Below are 17,505 nucleotides of genomic sequence, written 5' to 3'. Positions count from 1 at the left end.
TGATGTAGAGCTCGACCGCCCTGGTCCTCTGTTCAAGGGTGTACACGCAATCCTCCAAGCCTCATCGTTTGGTACGGATTTCCGGTACCACCCCCAAACCGAAAGTCAGGCTTGACTAAACACAACACGAGGCGCCAGGTCAAGCTGAAGGGCCTGACCCCGGTGGAGTTCCGGAGACAGGCCCTTCGGGCCGCCACCTAGCGGTTAGGATTTATCGCGTCCAAGTTTTGGGGCGCAGTTCAAACAAAGGCGGGGCCAATCGATTGTGACTTCCGGACGCCGATTCTTGGCCATGGCTGGCGTTGCAACGCGCATAAAAGTGCCCTATCGAACGGGATTTTCGCGACGGGCGCATAAAAAGCCGATATCGAACGGCCTCGTCCGGGAGCCTCAATCAAACTTGCAACAATAATTGCATGAATTTGGAAACAGAATTAAAAATATGCAAAATTATGCAAAAAATATTAAACGATTGATATGACGGCTCGAGGGGAGGCGTACGATATCGGCATTTTGTGCAGCGATTCCCAAAATCCCGTACGATAGCGGCATTTTGTGCAAAACCACCCGCCCACCCGCCCGCGCAACGCGCGGGCGGGTGGGGCGCCCGTGGCGCCCCACCCAAGAAGCCCGGTATTCTAACTAACCACTCATGGACCCTTAAACGCTCAACTTCGAGGCCGTTCAGGGGGGCACGTCATGCGTCTCCCGCGTCATTGCCAGATGCGACTGTCCTTTTGTAAGGCCAAGCCTTGTTGGAAAGTGGCGTTTACCCTCAGGAATACCCAAGACGAATTCTCTTGGGTTATTCATTTTGGGAAAGTCGACCGGAAACCGGATTCAGGTAGCCGCTCCAGCTCCTTGCGAAACTATGGCTTGTCGGTAAGGGCCATAAGGATTGGAGAAGGAAGATGGCTCAAAAGGTTTATCAGGATCTCCGCGGCTTCCTCAAGACTTTGGAAGAGGAGGGGCAGCTCGTTCACGTTACCGACGAGGTGCTTCCCGAGCCGGATATCGGTTCTGCAGGTCGTGCGGCTAGCCGCCTTCCCAACGGCCCCGCAGTGATGTTTGAAAACATCAAGGGTTACGGCCCTGGCCACAGGGTTGTTACCAACGTGCACGGCTCTTGGGCCAACCACGCCCTGATGATGGGAATGCCCAAGACCGCTACCACCAAGGAGCAGTTCTTCGAGCTCAACCGTCGCTGGGACCTCTTCCCCGTGAAGCCCAACGTCGTCGCTCGCGAGGACGCCCCCTGCAAGGAGAACTCCCTCGACGGCGATGAGGTCAACCTGTTCAACCTGCTCCCGCTCTATCGCATCAACGAGCAGGACGGCGGATTCTTCATCTCCAAGGCTTCGATCATCACTGGCGACCCCAGCGATCCCGGCAACTTCGACAAGATGAATGTCGGCACGTACCGCATCCAGGTCAAGGGCAAGGACGAGGTCGGCGTCCAGGCGCTCGCCATGCACGACATCGCCAAGCAGCTCGCAGAGGCAGAGAAGAAGAACGAGAAGTTCCCCATCTGCATCACGCTCGGCAACGCCCCCCTCGTCACCTTCATGGCCTCCACCCCAATCGGCTACACCCAGAACGAGTACGAGTTCGTCGGCGCCCTCAACGGTGGCGTGCCTGCTGACATCGTGAAGTCCGATCTCTATGATCACCTGTACGTGCCCGCCGGCGCAGAGGTCGTCCTCGAGGGCTACATCGAGCCGCGCGTTCGTACCTGCGAGGGCCCGTTCGGCGAGTTCCCCGGCTCCTATTCCGGCTGCCGCGCGCAGTGCCAGGCGAAGATCACGCACATCACGTATCGAACCGACCCGATCTTCGAGAACCTCTACCTTGGCATGCCCTGGTCCGAGATTGACTACCTGATGGCACTGAACACCTCAGTTCCCATCTACAAGCAGGTCAAGGCCGACATCCCCGAGGTCGTTGCGGTAAACGCAATGTACACCCACGGCTTCACTGAGATTGTCTCCATCAAGCCTCGCTATGGTGGCCAGGCAACCGGCGCCGCCTTCAGACTCCTCTCGACGCCTCACGGCATGCCGTACTGCCACAACGTCATCCTCGTTGATGACGTGGTCGACCCCTTCGACCTCAACCAGGTTATGTGGGCGCTGTCCACGCGCGTTCGTCCGGACAAGGACGTCAAGGTTATCCCGAACTGCGCGGGAATGCCGCTTAACCCCTCCGAGGAAGTTCCTGGCATGACGGCCAAGCTGATCATCGACGCCACCACGCCTGTTGACCCCGAGCCCAACCACCGCACCGTCGAGCTGCTCAGGGATCCCGCAAAGACGCAGGAGTACTCGAAGATCATCGCCGATCTGATGGCGCAGAACAAGTAACTAAGAGTCTGTAGGAGGATTCAAGATGAAGTGCCCCCGTTGCGGAGATGAGCACATCTCGACTATTGCGAAGTCACCAGTCGCTGGCGCGTGGGAGGTTTACGAGTGCGACCGCTGCTACTACAGCTGGCGCTCGACCGAGACTCCCCATGTGGATGATGTTTTCAAGCTGACCCCCGAGAAGATTGCAAACCTGCAGGTAATTCCTGCGGTTCCGCCTCTTGAGGACTAGGACGCACAAAGCATAGCGCCCGGGACAGAGGCCTGTTCCGGGCGCGTTTTTCACGAAAGGGGATGTCATGGCTGAGACGGCAGCCCAGAAAAAACTGGGCAAACGCGAAATCGGCCTCATTGCTGGCATTATCGTCTTCCTGCTCCTGTACTTCATCCCGATCCCCGGCCTTGAGGTCGTTGGCAAAGCCGTGCACATCGGCGATGTTTCAGGACTTGATTCCAGTCTGACAAAGGGTGTCGACTATACCGTTGTGGATGTGTTTGGTACCTCCACCGCAAAGGCATGCCTTGCTCTTTCGCTCATGACTGTTGTGTTCTGGGCTACTGGCGTGGCACAGAACGGCTATACCGCCGGCCTTTACCTTGGCCTGCTTGCGGTAATGGGCATCGAGACGCCGTCAACCATCTTCTACTCTTGGTCCGGCGGCACCATGTGGCTCGTCATTGGTGCGTACCTCATCGCGAACGCGGTCAAGACCTCGGGCCTCGGCGAGAGAATCGCCTACAACTACATGTTGCGCTTTGTAACTGACTTCCGCAGCATCATCATTGGCTCCTTTGTGCTCACCGTGATTCTGTCGCTGCTCATCCCGCACCCCTGGCCGCGCGCGTTTCTCATCATGGCGGTAATGAGCATCATCATCGAGAGCTCTCACATCGAGCACGAGGATGCAGTGAAGATCGGCTTCTCGGTGTTTGCGGCATCGGTTCCCGCCTCTCTGATCTTCATCACCGGCGATGCCGTTATTAACCCCCTTGCCGCATCGTACTTTGGTGGCGCGTCGTTCGTGGAGTGGTTCATCTACATGGGACCGCCCTCGATAATCATGACGTTCATCACCATGCTGCTCTTCCTGGCTCTGTTTAAGCCCTCCAAGCAGTACTCAATCAACAAGGAGGAGATCAAGGCCAAGCTCGAGCAGATGGGCTCAATGAGCAAGAACGAGAAGAAGGCTGTCGTCTGGCTGGTCATCGCCATCGTCCTCTGGATGACCGACTCCATCCACCATGTGGATATCGCCTGGATTACCTTCATCATTGGCATGCTCATCTCGTTCCCGGTCATTGGCAACATCATTGGTCCCAAGGACTGGTCGGCCGTGCCCGTGCACGTCCTTATCTTCCTGACCGCTGCCATGGCAATCGGCAAGGTTGGCGGAACCACCGGCATGAACGCTTGGATTGCCAAGACGATCTTTCCCGCGACGGTTCCCGACAACATCTTTGTCCTGGCTATCATGGTGGTTGCGATTTCCATCATCATCCACATGCTGCTCGGCTCCGTCATTGCCGTCATGGGCGTGGCCGTTCCCGCCATTCTTACCTTTACGGTTGGCGGTGACATCAGCCAGTCTGCAGCCATCGCCTGGACCCTCATCTGCTACATGGCTGTTGCCTCGCACTACATGTTCCCGTTCCAGCATCTGAACACGTTGGTTGGTGCAAGCCCCGATACCGGCATGTACACGCAAAAGGAGACCCTGAAGCTTGGAGCACCGCTCATCATCGCAGTCTTCGTCGTTTGCGTCTGCGTGATGGTGCCTTGGTTCATGCTGCTCGGCCTGCTGTGAGCCTTTCGCAGGCTCGGATTTGAGGCGGGGGTCAGGGCTTCTGACTCCCGCCCCTTTGGCGCTAGCGCAATAGGGAGGTTTGGGAGGTTCTGCAATGGCGAAAAGACGGCTGATAGTAGGCGTGAGCGGCGCATCAGGCTCGCTTCTCGCCCTGGCGCTCATGCGCGAGCTCCATCGTCACGAAGATGTCGAGACACATCTTGTCGTGAGCGATGGGGCAGAAAGAACGTGGGAGCTCGAAACGGACAAGCCCCTTGACGAGCTGCTGTCGCTCGCCGATGTGGTGCACGATGACCGCAACATGGCCGCCTGCATCTCGAGCGGCTCGTTTGTGACCGATGGCATGATAGTCTGCCCGTGCTCCATGAAGACGCTCGCGGCTATCGCATCCGGTTATGCTAGTAATCTAATTGCGAGGTCAGCTGATGTGTGCCTCAAAGAGGGCCGGCGCGTTGTACTCGTGCCTCGTGAGATGCCCCTCGGCAAGGTGCACATCCGCAACATGCTCACCGCAAGCGAGCTGGGGTGCGTGCTGGTTCCCCCCATGCTCACGTTTTACAACGGCCCAGTAACGCTTGATGACGAAATCAATCATGTCGTTGGTAAAGTACTTAGACAAATTGGGCTCGAACCAACTGAGTTCAAGGCGTGGCAGGGAGTCGACGCCTAGTGCGAAGGGGGTGACCATGGACCTCGATCAGATGAGCGCTTTCCTCGAAGTGGTATCAACGGGGAAGCTGTCTGATGCTGCCGCAAAGCTCTATATTTCCCAGTCCGCACTCTCCAAGCAGATGTCGAAGCTTGAGGAAGAGGTCGGGGTAAAGCTCTTCGTAAAGACGAGAAATGGCGTGGAGCTCACTCAGGCAGGCTGGGATTTCTACTCGTATGCGCGGCAGGCTGTCCACAACTATAAGTTGGCGCTCAACCGGCTTAGCAACTATTCCGAATCGGGGAAGGACGTCCTTAGGTTTGGCTCGCTTCCCCTATCGGAGGAGTACGGAATCGAAGATGCACTGGGGCAGTATTGGGCAAGCCACACACGCGTGCAGATTGAGTACATCGAGCGTAGCCAACGCGACCTTATGCGGAAGCTCGACACGGGACAGATCGACTTGGCGCTGCTGAGAGTCGACTTACTCCACGACGACCAGAGATGGGTCCTAAACCCGCTCCTTGCGGATGAGCTCGTAGCTGCATGTACGCCAGACCACCCATTGGCGAGCAAGCGAAGCGTGCCCATTGCAGCTCTTAGAAACGAGCGGTTCATCCTGCTCGAAAGCAAGTCCGATGTTACACGCCTGTTTGTACGCAAGTGCATGGAGGCGGGCTTCTATCCCAATACTCCGCTGCACACGTCCAGGCATCGCATTCTTCTTCGGGCGGTGCAAAATGGTTTGGGCATCACGGTCCTGCCGCGGAGAATGGTGGAGGCATACCTGTCTGCAGACATCCTCGCGGTTCCGTTCGAGGACCCCATTTTTACAACGATCGGATTTGCCTATCCCAGCAGCATCAAGGTTACTCCCTTGATGGAGGACTTCATGGGAAGTCTGCACGAGATTTTGCATTCGATGGGAAGCCTCTCATACAATCTCTTGGACTAACGCCGGCCGGCAGGCTCTTGGCTGCGGACCGGCCAAGAGCCTGCCAATTTTGCCGGCGGACAGAGGAGGAGGGCTCCGGGAGACGTGGGGGTAGAAATGCGTCACGTATGTGTAAGTGCGGGTGAGGGCCGCTTCCAAATTACCCTGGAGGCTGTCGTGACCGATGGGGAGGGCCTCTCGTGCTTTCTTTATGGCGGGACTCTGCCTCACGTGGGCGGGGCCGTGCTTGCCGTTCCCGGGCCGACGCTTCACGGGAAACAGCTCTCTAGGGTGGACGTTTGGTCGATGACCGTGCCGGGCCACAAGGATGCAGAGGCTGCGCAACAGGTGGCGCGGAAGATCGTGATCGCAACTCAGCAGAGCGCGAGCGTCACCTGTGGCGTCCATGTCGACAACGCCACGGGAGAAGAGCTGTCGATCCTTGGCAAGAACATTGACGCGGCGACCGATGCCCTCATCGCCCAATTGCGAGATGGAGATGAAGTCGGTGGACAACAGCGCTGACCAGCTTATCTTGGTAGACCTTCTCGACAACGCAATTGGGTCGTGCGGAAAGATGGGGTGCCATCAGAAAGGGCTGCTCCACAGGGCATTCTCGGTGTTTCTCTTTGACGGGGAGCGTCTCCTTGTAACAAAGAGGGCGCCCACCAAGTACCACTCGGGCGGCCTGTGGACCAACGCGTGCTGCTCGCACCCGCGTGCGGGGGAGTCTCTTGAGGATGCCGTGGCACGGCGCCTGGAGGAGGAGCTTGGCATTCGCGGGGTCGAGTGCAGCGAGGTTGGCACCTACTGCTACCGCGCCGTATTCGAGAACGGGATCACGGAGTACGAATATGACCACGTGTATCTGGGACGGTGGTCGGGTAGCCCCGCGCTCGATCCCACGGAGGCGGTCGATGCGCGCTGGGTTGCGCTGCCCGATGTAATGCGAGAGGTGCAGGATGCGCCCAGCGACTTCTCGGCATGGTTCCCCGGCACGCTCTCGATGGTGCTTCCATGGCTGGGGCTGGACGCCCTCGCGTAGCGACGGTGCATCCAGCGGGCATCGCAAAAGGGGCGGCGGGCTACTGGGCTTCCAGTATCCCGATGAGTGCCTTGTGGTCCGATCCGCTGACCTCCACTGCTTCGAGATTGCTCACCACGATTCCCGAGGACTTCGAGTACACGAAGTGGTCTATTTCAATAAGCGAGGGAATCTTGCTGCTCGAGGGGTACGTCATGTGGAACCCCTGGCCGCTCTGCTCCCCGGCGTCAACAAACGTGTCGCCCAGGAGTTCGCGGAAGCGGGCGTGGTCCCACGTCGAGTTGAAGTCACCGCAAATCAGGTAGGCGTGGTTGTATCCCGAAAGCGACTGGATGACGGAAAGCCCCTCGCTCCACTCGTCCTGGGCGCCGCGAACGGGGGAGTTGGGATGCACCGCCACGATGCGCACGGTCGTTGTACCTACGACAATATCCGCAGCGGGCATCGAACTGGTGTTGATGGGCAGCAGGTTGGTGGAGATGTTCGACATTGGAGCCGCCGTCCAGATACCATTGCGCCCTCCGTTGCTGATCTCGGAGGCGGCATCCGAAACCACGTGGTACGGCAGAATATGGTCGAGCCCCGCCGCGCTGAGCGCCTGCACCTCGGCATTCGTAAGCTCCTCGAGGCAGAGCACCTCCACGTTGTAGCGCTTGATCAGGCTCACGATTTCCGCCGCCGAGGCGTTTCCGTTATACGTGTTGAGCGTCACGATGCGCGCTGCGTTGTCGCTGGTGGACGCCGATGCCTCCACGCTCGTCACAGCCGACGAGCTCACGCGCGACGTTGGCATGAAATACCCAATGTGCCACGCTGCCAGTGTTCCGAGGGCGGCGGCGCTCACCACGAGCAGAATCCGGCGATGCCATAGCGCGGCAATCACCAGACACACCAACACCGGTGCAAACAGGACCGGCACGAACGACACAAGCTCGGGAACCGCGCGGCCGTCAGAGTACGAGGCCGGCAGGCATCTAATTACCATGAGTGCCAAACACGCGAGAATCACGAGCCACAAAATGAGGCTCAGGAATCCGTGACGTGCATGCTTTGGCCTGTGACGCTGCCTTTGCTCGCGGGTTTCGGCGCGCCCGCCGGGTTCGTACGCGCCGCCGTGCACACGTCTGCTCTCCGCAACATACCTGCTGCTGGGGGTCTCGCGCCGATACAGGCTCGGCTGCGTGTTGCCGGTTCGCTTGCCCCCAGAAGCCGCGGGCATGACGCGCGTGTGCCCGGACTCTGCGTTCGACCCCACCGAGCCGGTTGGGGCTTCGCCGTACGAGATTGGTCCCAACCCAGCCGTGGAATCGCCCATCTCCATTGCCCAGTCGACGTCTGGAATGGGATCCAATGGGTCCCGGGCATTATCGCTGGCGTCTTCGGACACTGCGCTCCCTCCCTTGGCGTGGCCTGTTGAGCCCAAGATGGTATCAGCCGCGTGTGATGCCCTCGCGGATGCGTGGCTCGCGCCGATTGAGTTACGTCTTGTGCGCAACTCCGCGTGAACTGGGTAATTCTTATAGAATTAGGAAACCGTCGCGACTGCCACCACCAGGCACTGCAGCCGCATCCGCGTCGTCCAAGGAGGTTGCGCACTCGCGCATGGACATAGCCTTATCGATTCTCGTCACGTTTCTGCTCACCCTTGTGAACGGGTACTTCTCGATGTCGGAGATGGCACTTTCCACCGCCAGGAAGGTGCTGCTAGATCATGACGCAGAGGAGGGTGACGCCAGGGCAGCCACCGCAGCGGACATGATCGAGGATCCAACGCAGTTCCTCGCCGCCATCCAGGTTGCCATCACGCTCGTTGGTTTCTTCTCGTCCGCGTTTGCCGCTACCAGCCTCTCCGAGCCGTTTGGCATGTGGCTCTCTGGCTTTGGCATGGACCTTGGCATCGCAAACGGCCTGGCCACGGTACTCATTACCCTCATCGTTTCGTACTTTTCCATCGTGGTGGGTGAGCTTGTGCCCAAGCGCATCGCCATGGCCGACGCCGAAGGCGTCTCCAAACGCGTCGCCGGCTTCCTGCGCGGCTTCTCGCACGCCGTCAAACCGCTGATCTGGCTCACCTCCGCAAGTGCCAACGGCATCGCGCGCCTGCTACACGTGAAGTCCACCGAGGATCGCCAGGAGGTCTCGGAGGACGAGATCAAGTACATGGTCACCGACTCCGACGAGCTCTCCGACGAGGAGAAGTCGATGATTCACGAGGTCATCGACCTGGGCGACACCATCGCCCGCGAGGTCATGGTGCCGCGCGTGGACATGTGCGCCATGCGCGAGGACGCCGCGCTCAACGAGGTGCTCTCCGTCATGCGCCGCACCGGCTTCAGCCGCATCCCCATCTATCGCGGCAATGTGGACCGCATCGTGGGCATCGCCCACATCAAGGACCTCATCTCGCCCATCATCGATGACGGCCGTGGTGCCGAGAAGATCTCGCGCCACATGCGCACGCCGGACTTTGTGCCTGACACCAAGGACATCATCCCGCTGCTCTCCGAGATGCAGTCGAGCCACGACCAGATGGTCATCGTGGTGGACGAGTACGGTGGCACGGCTGGCGTCATCACGATCGAGGACATCGTCGAGGAGATTGTGGGCGAGATCGAGGACGAGTTCGACCCAGACAACAAGTACCTCACCAAGCTTTCGGACCGCGAGTGGCTCGTCGACGGGCGCTTCTCGCTGGATGACGCCATCGATCTTGGCTGGCCGGTAGAGGACAACGAGGAGTATGAGACCATCGCCGGCTTCATCACCGATATGGCCGACAAGCTCCCGCATCCCGGTGACGTGATAACCAAGGACGGCTACACCTTCCGCGTGCAGTCCATGCGAGGCCGTCGCATTGCCATGCTGCGCGTGACGGCTCCGGAGCCTACGGAAGAGAAGGAGCTAGGCACAGGTGAGCAGGCCAGCGACTCCGAGGGCGACAAGGACAAGGCACCCGAGAAGAGCGATGCCCCTGTCGTGCCCGCCGAGTCCGCCGACAAGCCTGCGCCACCCGCGCTGCTTCAGTCCCGCGTCGCCAAATTGCGTGAAAAGTCGCAACATAAGGGCGACTCGGGCGAATCGCACAGCGAAGAAGGGGAACAAGGCGCCTAAGGGCACCGTTTGGCCGCGCCTTGACCGGACCCCGCCCCGCGCTGCCGCTCGGCATGCGCCGTCCGGCCATGCACCAAAGGTTCAGTCTGGGTTTTAACTACAATGGAGCCTAGACTTGACCGCCTGTCCGCACATGCGGGCGCAAAAGAAGGGGAGCCGCACGATGGCCCAGCTCGTGGAAATCAAAAAGGTCACGGTAGGGCCGAGGGATCTCGACGCCCTCGTGGAGATTGCCCCCAATGCCCCGCTTATGACCAGCGAGGACATTGAGGCCACCGCACGCGTTTTCCATCTCATGCCCGAGTTGGCAGACCACGTATGCATGGGGGACTCTGGTCGACTCTTCCGTGACTGCATGGGCCACACCGAGCTTGCCCACCTGCTCGAGCACATGACCGTTGAACTTCTCGCACGTACAAACATCGCAGGTGACATTACCTGCGGGCGTACGTATCCCGTTGCCGGCAACGAGCGTGCCTTCGACGTGGTGTTCCCCTGCTCCGATGACGTTTTGGTGACGTCGGCGCTCTCGAGTGCCGCGTGGATTCTGCAGTGGGCATTCACCGGTGGCGGCGAGCCAAAGCCCGACGTAGACGCCATTGTCGATGGCATTGTTGGTCTGGTGCAAAGCGTCTCTGGTCCCGTTGATGAGGGCGATGAGGGCGCCGAGCAGGACGCACCCATCCAAGAAGACGTGCAGGAGCCGACAGATGAAGAGCCGTCCGCCAGCGAGGAGGCTCCGTTCGCCGAGGAGTCCGCTCCTGCCGAGGAGCCGGAAGACCCCATGGCCACCGCAAGCCCCGAGTCCACGCTTGTCTCGCCTGTGTCCGTGCCGGGTGACTCTCCAGTGACAGACGACGAGCTCGACGAGCCGGACGACGTCGCCGAGGAGCCTGCGCCGGAGCCCCAGCCGGAAGCTGCCGCGCAAGATGACGGCGACTGGGACATGGCGAACATGCCGCGCCCCCGTCCGGTGAGGTAGTTCGTCCCAAAAGGTATCCCCGCTCGCGCCACTTGTTGGCCGAACTTGTGGTTGGAAGCAAGAGGGTCGCATCTGCGTCCCAAAACGACAGGAGGATGTCATGAGCAAGACCGCTAGTTTCATCCTTGGCAGCGTCTTTGGTGCTGCTGCAGGCGTCGTTGCCGGCATGATGCTGGCTCCTCGCCCCGGTGCGGAGAGCCGCGCCATGGCCGCCGACGCCATGAACGACGCATGGGACTCTGCCGTTGACACCTACGAGCGCGGCGCTCGCAGCGTTTCGGACCGTCTGGGCGACGTCCGCCCTGGTGTCGATGCCAAGACCGACGAGCTTCGCGCAAAGGTCGACCTCGCCCGCGAGCGCATGGACCAGCTCCGCGACTCGCTCTCCGAGGCTGTCTCCAGCACGTCGGCGCAGGTCTCGGATGCCGTGAACACGGTGACCGACCGCGTCTCGAGCATGGCCGGCGACGCGGCTGCCGCCAACGAGTCGGCCGCACAGTCCGTGCACGTCGAGGTTGTCGACAATGCGGAGAAGCCCGCAGAGTAGGCCGTCCGTCTCGCCAGAACTCATGCGAGAGCGGCGTATGGGTACGCAACATGGCGGGGTGCCCGAGGGTGCCCCGCTAGCTTGTTTGGTGACCCGTTCGTAGCACGGCGGGCCATCGCGCCGTACCGGCACGCAGGCGGTAGGGGGAGTGATACCGTGACCAGGATCAGCGATATGCAGGGCAAGAAGGTCTTTATCGCCAAAAAGGCCAGACCCAAGAAGCCCAAGAAGGGCGAGAAGGCACCCGAAGACGAGCAGAGCGGCGTGCGTCTTTCCAAGCTCGGCAAGATTCACATGGCCGTGTTCACGCCTGACGGCCGCTCCATGGTGGGCTACCTGGTGGCTCGCCCGGACGTGGCCGGCATGGTCAAGCGCGAAGACGTCTTTGTGGCGTACGACTCGCTGGCTGCCTGCGAGAAGGGCTTTCGCGTGGTGGACGAGGCAAACGCCTTCGACGACAAGGCGCGCGCTCGTCTGGGCGTGGATTGGGACTCCTGCATCATGTGGGCCGGCATGGACGCGCGCACCGAGTCCGGCCGCGAGATGGGCTACGTGGGTGACGCCGAGTTCGACAATGCTACGGGCAGGGTGACAAAGTTCCTGGTGGGTGACGGTGGCATGGCAACGGCGCTGGTGGGTTCGGTCGAGATTCCCCCCAGCATGCTCGTGGGGTACTCCAAGGGCCGCATGATCGTGAAGGACGAGGCCTCCAAGCTGGAGCTCAACGGTGGCCTTGCCGCTAAGGCGGGCGAGGCCACGGCAAAGGCAAAGATCCGTGGTGCCGAGTTTGGCGAGAAGGCCGGCAAGGCGACGAGCGAGGCCGTTGACAAGGGGTCGTTTGCGCTGGGCAAGGCCCTCGGCAAGGCCAAGCGCGCCATAGATGACGCCCGCGCCGAGGATGAGGAGGAGCGCGCCCGCGAGAAGGCCGAAGAGCTGCGTGCCACCGCCGAGAAGAACCAGCTTCCCGCCACCGAGGCGGCCGACGTGCGCGTATCCGAGCCCACAGCCACGCTGAAGGCCGGTGCCAAGGAGCGCGCTGCCACGTCTTCTCGCCCTACAACCTACGCCGTGAAGAAGCCCGCCGCTGGTACCGCATCCAAAGCCAAGCCCACCGCGACCGCCAAGGCCAAGAAGTCGGCGGCTGGCCACAGCGCCGGGGACGAGGCCGCCCGCGCCCTGGGTCGTGGCCTTGGAAGCATGGGAAAGATGTTTGGCTCGTTCAAGGACGAGTTCGACAAGGCAAGCAAGTAGTCATTGGGCCATCCTGTGGCGACGTTGCTCGCCCGGGTGCCCGGGGAGAAGGGGAGAGCATCACATGAACGTAGAGGAGTTCTTCGACCGCGTGATCTCGGTGAAGCTGCCGGAGGATCGGGAGTCGCTGGACATCATCGACCAGACGGTACTTCCTGGCACGGTGAAGCGCATCAACCTCCACACCAAGGAGGAGCTCTGGGAGGCCATCAAGAAGCTGCGCGTCCGCGGTGCACCCGCCATTGGCGTGGCAGCTGCCGAGGGCCTCGCGGTTCTCGCCAACAAGATTGATACCACGGACCAGCAGGAGTTCTATCGCCAGTTCAAGGAGATTGCGGACTACCTCGCAACCTCCCGTCCCACGGCCGTCAACCTTTTCTGGGCGCTCAACCGCATGGACGCGTTCTGCCGAGACCACCTTGGCCTGCCTGTGAACCAGCTCAAGCAGGAGCTCTTCGAGGAGTCGCTGCGCATCCGCGAGGAGGACGTGCAGATTAGCCGCAACATTGGCGCCATTGGCTTCAAGATCATGCAGCAGGTGAGAAAGCCGGGCCAGCCCGTGGGCATCCTCACCCACTGCAACGCCGGCACGCTGGCCACCGCCAAGTACGGCACGGCCACGGCGCCCATGTACACGGCGCTCGAGCAGGGTTGGGCCGGTACCGATATGCATGTCTACTGCGACGAGACCCGCCCATTGCTCCAAGGTGCGCGCCTCACGTCGTTCGAGCTCTACAATGCCGGTATCACCACCACGCTCCAGTGCGACAACATGGTTTCTATGCTTATGCAGCAGGGCCGCATTGACGTGGTCTTTGTTGGCTGCGATCGCGTTGCGGCAAACGGCGATGCGGCCAACAAGATTGGCACCTCGGGCGTGGCTATTCTCGCCAAGCACTACGGCGTGCCCTTCTACGTGTGCGCCCCGAGCTCGACCATCGACCACGACACCCCCACCGGCGCACAGATTCCCATCGAGATGCGCGATCCCGACGAGGTCACCGAGATGTGGTACAAGGAGCGCATGGCCCCCGAGGGCGTCGACGTCTTCAACCCTGCGTTCGACGTCACCGACCACAGTCTGATTACGGGCATCATTACCGAGAATGGCCTGCTTTCGGCTCCGTACGAGCTGTAGGTCTGCGGCGCTTTGCTCCCGGCGGCGGCCGGTGACGCCGCAGCGAAGGTTTCGTACGCCGTAACTGCGACAACGGGCCTTCCGGCGAGAAGTCGGCGCCGGAAGGCCCCCTTTGTACGTGATTGCTTCCAAAACGCTCCCTCCGGCGCCAGAATCTCGCCGAAGGGAGCGTTTTCGCAATCGTGTGCGCTGAGAATCGCTGTTGCGGCGCCGGCGTTCGCTGTTGCGGAGCCCCTACAACCCCATTGCCTGCAGCACAAACATGATAATCGTGAGCACAATGACCACCACGATGGTGAACCACGTGAGAACCGTCCACACGTGGCCGTTCACGTACTGGCCCATGACGCGCTTGTCGCTGGCGATAAGAACCATGCACACCATGAGTACCGGCAGCAGCACGCCGTTGATGACCTGCGCCAGCATCATAATGCCAAAGAGGTCAACGTTGGGGATAAGTACGATTCCCGCCGAGAGAATCGTGATGCCGGTGATGATGGCGCGGTACGCCGGCGCCTCGTTCCAGCTGCGGTCGACGCCGCGCTCCCAGCCGAAAGCCTCGCACACGGCGCTTGCCGTGATGCCGGGCAGCACGCATGCTGCCAGGAACGACGCGCCCGCAAGGCCGGCCGCAAAGAGCGCCGAGGCGTACTGGCCCGCAAGCGGCACGAGCGCCTGCGCCGCGTCGGCCGCGCTGTTCACGGTGACGTCTGCCGGGTAGAGCACGGTGCCGGTCGTGAGGATGATGAACCAGGTGGTGATCTCCGCCGCAATCACGCCAGAGACGTTGTCGGCGCGCTGGCCGGGGATATCGGAGCCCTTGAGGTTCTTCTCGACCACGTTGGAGCTCACCATGAACAGCATGTACGGCGAGATGGTGGTACCAACGTTTGCCACCAGCAGCGACACGTAGCCGGGGTCGCTCGAGAACTGCGGGACCACCGTGTCCTTTAGGGCCAGGCCCCAGTCGGGGTTGGAGATGATACCGCTCACGATGTAGGTGAGAAACACGCACGAGAGCGCCAGCAGGATCTTCTCGACGCGGTGGTAGGAGCCGCTTTGCGTGAGAAGCCAGGTGGCAATGCCCGCGATGGGCACGCTCACCTGCAGCGGAATGCCAAAGAGCTCCATGCCCGAGGCAATGCCGGCAAACTCGGAGAGCGTCACCGTAAAGTTGGAGATGATAAGCGCAAGCATGGCAATGGCCGAGACGCGCACGCCAAACTGCTCGCGGATGAGAGCCGCAAAGCCCTTGCCCGTGGCGCAGCCCATACGCGCGGCGGTCTCCTGCGCCACGATGAGCAGGATGCACATGAGCGGCACGGTCCAGAGCATGCCGTAGCCGTATGTGGCGCCGGTCGAGGAGTACGTCGCGATGCCGCCAGCGTCATTGCCGGCCATGGCGGTGAGAAGGCCCGGCCCCATGGCTGCGAGAATCGCAAAGCGTCCGGCCTGCTTGGTTGTCTTCTTAGTGCTGTTCTTTGCCTCTGCCATGGGCTACCCCAGGACGATTCCGGTCGTGCCGGTCACGGCGATGGCGATGGCAAACACCACGGCGGCGACGATCATAGAGATGAGGGCGAGCGCAAAACCCGAGGTCTCCTGGTTCCTCTCGTCACGCTTGCGAAGAATCACCAGGTAGATGGGCGTAAGGGCGAACGAGACCAGCACCGAGATGGCCGCGGCGGTAAATCCCAGGCGAAGCGCATGTGCCAGCGCGGCGTCGGAGGCGTCCGGCAGCGCAAGGCTCACAAAGGCAAGCACCAGCAGCGTGCAGATGAAGGCAAAGACAAGGCCAGTCCCAATGCTGCGCAGCGTGAAGCCAAGCGTAGAGGGCGAGTCCTCGTCGTCCGGGTCGTTCTCCAGGAAGAAGTTGGTGACATAGCTCACGGAGTCGTCGGCCACCACAAGGGCGAGCGGCATTGCCGCACAGGCGAGAAGCGCCACCGTGAAGGTGCTGGTGTCGGTCTTGAACGCAAAGGAAATGATGGCCGTGGCAACGATCCAGAAGAAGAACCAGGCGTTTCGGCGAAGCAGCCACACCAGGTCGTGCGCGTGTTCGGTGCCGTCCGCGTCAGAGCTGGTGCCGCCGGCAATCTGCAGGTCCTCGGCGTGCTCCTCCTCCAGGACGTCCAGGGCGTCGTCGACGGTGACAATGCCCAGCAGCTTGCCCTCGTCAGAGACAACGGGCATGGCCAGCAGGTTGTACTTGGCGATGTCCTGGGCCACGTCCTCCTGGTCGTCCTCGGGGCTGGCGGTCTTGAGCTCAGTGGTGGCAATGTCCTCCAGGTGGGTGTCCGGGTCAGACACGATAAGGCGTCCCAGCGTGATCACGCCGGAGAGCTTCTCGTCCTCGTCGGTGAGATAGACGTAGCGCACGCTCTCGAAGTCCTCGTCCAGCCCGCGCAGGCGCTCGACGGCGTCGGCAACGGTCTTGTCCTCGGGAAGCGAGACCACCTCGGAGGTCATGATGCGGCCGGCGGTGTCCTCGCGGTAGCCCAAAAGCTGGCGAATGGCCTTCTGCTCGTTGACGCCCATGAGCTTGAGGAGCTTCTCGGCCTTGTCGTAGTCGAGCTCCGAAACAAGCTCGGCTGCGTCGTCCGGGTCCATCTCGGAGAGGATTCGCGATGCATCGGCTTCGTCCATGCTGCCCATGATCTGTGCGGCCATGGCGTCGTCGTCCAGCTCGGCCATGGCGCCGGCGCGCTGCTCGTCGTCGAGCTGGGCAAAGACCTGCCCGCGCAGGCGCGGGTCAAGGCGCTCGATGATGTCTGCGATGTCGGCGGGGTGCATGTCGTCGAGGGTCTTGTGCGAGACCGAGAGCTTGACGTCGGAGAGGTCGCGCTCGACGAGGTCCATGTAGCTCCACGCGATGATCTTCTCGGGAAGCTGCTTGCCAAACGTGTGCGCAATGCGCAGCGCCAGCCGCTCGATGCCGGGGGAAAGCGAGCGCAGGATGCCGCGGATGCCCACCTCGGCGCCAAGGAGGCGCAGCTGAGAGGAGTTGGTGTCCGAGAGCTTGAGGTCGTTAACGCGCACCACGCGCATGCCGCGGGTATCAACAATTTGCTTGTTGAGAATGTCTCGCGCGAGAAGGACCTCGTTGGGCTGCAGGTAGGAGAAGCGGATGTCGGTGGCGACGACCTTAAGGTGCACCTCGTGCTCGTCGTAGGTGTCGACGTACTTGCGCCAGCTGATCATGAACGGGGTGTGGCCGGGGCCCATGAACGCAAGGCTGGTGACGCGGGGAAAGACTTCGCCAGTGGCGATGCCCAGGTCAGAAACGGTGCCTATCTTCTCGCCGTTGAGGTCGAGAACCGGGTTTCCCAGGAGTTGGGAGAGGTAGATCATGCGTGCTCCTTCTCTGCCGGCGTGCACCCGGGTAAGGCTACGCACTCGGCATATCTGGTGGAACGGCACCCCATGCGGCGGGCTGCCAATAGCACGCCGGAGGGGTCATCGACTGTGAGGTCGGGGTTTCATGGAAGCCTTTCTCTTTGACCTTTGATGACCGCGCGCGGCACGCTTGGCCATGCGCACAGGCCATTGTACACGAGGGCTTGTGGCACTGGGCTGCTGGTCTCATCGCGTTTGGGTAACGATTCGTTAATCTCCACGTTAGGGTGCGGAGGGCTGGCGCCGGGTTGGCTCCTGGGGTCGTTCGAGGATTCGACGCTTCGCCC

At 61.3% G+C, this 17,505-nt stretch carries 15 protein-coding genes; 12 read left to right on the top strand and 3 right to left on the bottom strand.

Features of this window, described 5'->3' with window-relative positions; translation table 11 throughout:
• Positions 1-911 precede the first annotated feature (911 nt).
• From BT122_RS09005 to idi, 7 genes are all read left to right on the top strand, one after another.
• Positions 912-2,360, top strand: a complete 1,449-nt coding sequence (locus BT122_RS09005; RefSeq protein ID WP_072355596.1) for a non-oxidative hydroxyarylic acid decarboxylases subunit C — start codon at positions 912-914, stop codon at positions 2,358-2,360.
• Between the two features lie 25 nt (positions 2,361-2,385).
• Entirely contained in the window at positions 2,386-2,592 is a 207-nt protein-coding gene (locus BT122_RS09000) for a non-oxidative hydroxyarylic acid decarboxylases subunit D (RefSeq protein WP_072355595.1), read from the top strand.
• Between the two features lie 67 nt (positions 2,593-2,659).
• Positions 2,660-4,165: an SLC13 family permease gene (locus BT122_RS08995; RefSeq protein ID WP_072355594.1), complete on the top strand. Its 1,506-nt coding sequence runs from the start codon at positions 2,660-2,662 to the stop codon at positions 4,163-4,165.
• Between the two features lie 94 nt (positions 4,166-4,259).
• Positions 4,260-4,835: a UbiX family flavin prenyltransferase gene (locus BT122_RS08990; RefSeq protein WP_072355593.1), complete on the top strand. Its 576-nt coding sequence runs from the start codon at positions 4,260-4,262 to the stop codon at positions 4,833-4,835.
• 16 nt (positions 4,836-4,851) lie between these two features.
• Positions 4,852-5,769: a LysR family transcriptional regulator gene (locus tag BT122_RS08985; RefSeq protein WP_072355592.1), complete on the top strand. Its 918-nt coding sequence runs from the start codon at positions 4,852-4,854 to the stop codon at positions 5,767-5,769.
• Positions 5,770-5,865: 96 nt separating this feature from the next.
• Positions 5,866-6,273 (top strand): prenylated flavin chaperone LpdD, encoded by a 408-nt coding sequence (gene lpdD / locus BT122_RS08980; protein ID WP_072355591.1) that lies wholly within the window; start codon positions 5,866-5,868, stop codon positions 6,271-6,273.
• Positions 6,257-6,793: an isopentenyl-diphosphate Delta-isomerase gene (gene idi / locus BT122_RS08975; protein WP_286130353.1), complete on the top strand. Its 537-nt coding sequence runs from the start codon at positions 6,257-6,259 to the stop codon at positions 6,791-6,793. Before lpdD ends, idi begins: the two co-directional genes overlap by 17 nt.
• Before the next feature lie 40 nt (positions 6,794-6,833).
• Here idi and BT122_RS08970 read toward each other — a convergent pair whose 3' ends face one another.
• Complete coding sequence (locus tag BT122_RS08970) at positions 6,834-8,180, bottom strand: endonuclease/exonuclease/phosphatase family protein (protein ID WP_072355589.1); 1,347 nt, start codon at positions 8,178-8,180, stop codon at positions 6,834-6,836.
• A gap of 215 nt (positions 8,181-8,395) precedes the next feature.
• On the opposite strand from BT122_RS08970, the gene BT122_RS08965 reads away from it, so the two are divergent.
• The 5 genes from BT122_RS08965 (at position 8,396) to mtnA (ending at position 13,822) form a co-directional block, all read left to right on the top strand.
• The gene (locus BT122_RS08965) at positions 8,396-9,904 is read left to right on the top strand and encodes a hemolysin family protein (protein ID WP_083432423.1); all 1,509 of its coding nucleotides are present in this window, start codon (positions 8,396-8,398) and stop codon (positions 9,902-9,904) included.
• Between the two features lie 163 nt (positions 9,905-10,067).
• Positions 10,068-10,886 carry a cyanophycin synthetase family protein gene (locus BT122_RS08960; protein ID WP_072355588.1) on the top strand — a complete coding sequence of 273 codons (819 nt, stop codon included), beginning with the start codon at positions 10,068-10,070 and terminating at the stop codon, positions 10,884-10,886.
• A 100-nt stretch (positions 10,887-10,986) separates the two neighbouring features.
• On the top strand, positions 10,987-11,433 hold the full coding sequence (locus BT122_RS08955) for a YtxH domain-containing protein (protein ID WP_072355587.1): 447 nt from the start codon (positions 10,987-10,989) through the stop codon (positions 11,431-11,433).
• Positions 11,434-11,589: 156 nt separating this feature from the next.
• Positions 11,590-12,684: a PRC-barrel domain-containing protein gene (locus BT122_RS08950; protein WP_083432422.1), complete on the top strand. Its 1,095-nt coding sequence runs from the start codon at positions 11,590-11,592 to the stop codon at positions 12,682-12,684.
• 64 nt (positions 12,685-12,748) lie between these two features.
• Complete coding sequence (mtnA, locus tag BT122_RS08945) at positions 12,749-13,822, top strand: S-methyl-5-thioribose-1-phosphate isomerase (protein ID WP_072355586.1); 1,074 nt, start codon at positions 12,749-12,751, stop codon at positions 13,820-13,822.
• A gap of 234 nt (positions 13,823-14,056) precedes the next feature.
• Here mtnA and BT122_RS08940 read toward each other — a convergent pair whose 3' ends face one another.
• Both BT122_RS08940 and BT122_RS08935 read right to left on the bottom strand, forming a co-directional pair.
• A complete protein-coding gene (locus tag BT122_RS08940; RefSeq protein WP_072355585.1) occupies positions 14,057-15,316 on the bottom strand; it encodes an Nramp family divalent metal transporter in 1,260 nt (419 codons plus the stop codon).
• 3 nt (positions 15,317-15,319) lie between these two features.
• Entirely contained in the window at positions 15,320-17,173 is a 1,854-nt protein-coding gene (locus tag BT122_RS08935; protein WP_072355584.1) for a magnesium transporter MgtE N-terminal domain-containing protein, read from the bottom strand.
• Between the last annotated feature and the right edge of the window lie 332 nt (positions 17,174-17,505).

This window comes from Olsenella sp. kh2p3, from assembly GCA_900119625.1.
Taxonomy (GTDB): domain Bacteria; phylum Actinomycetota; class Coriobacteriia; order Coriobacteriales; family Atopobiaceae; genus Tractidigestivibacter.
Note: the sequence above shows the minus strand (reverse complement) of the source record. Positions and strands in the feature narration are given on the sequence as shown.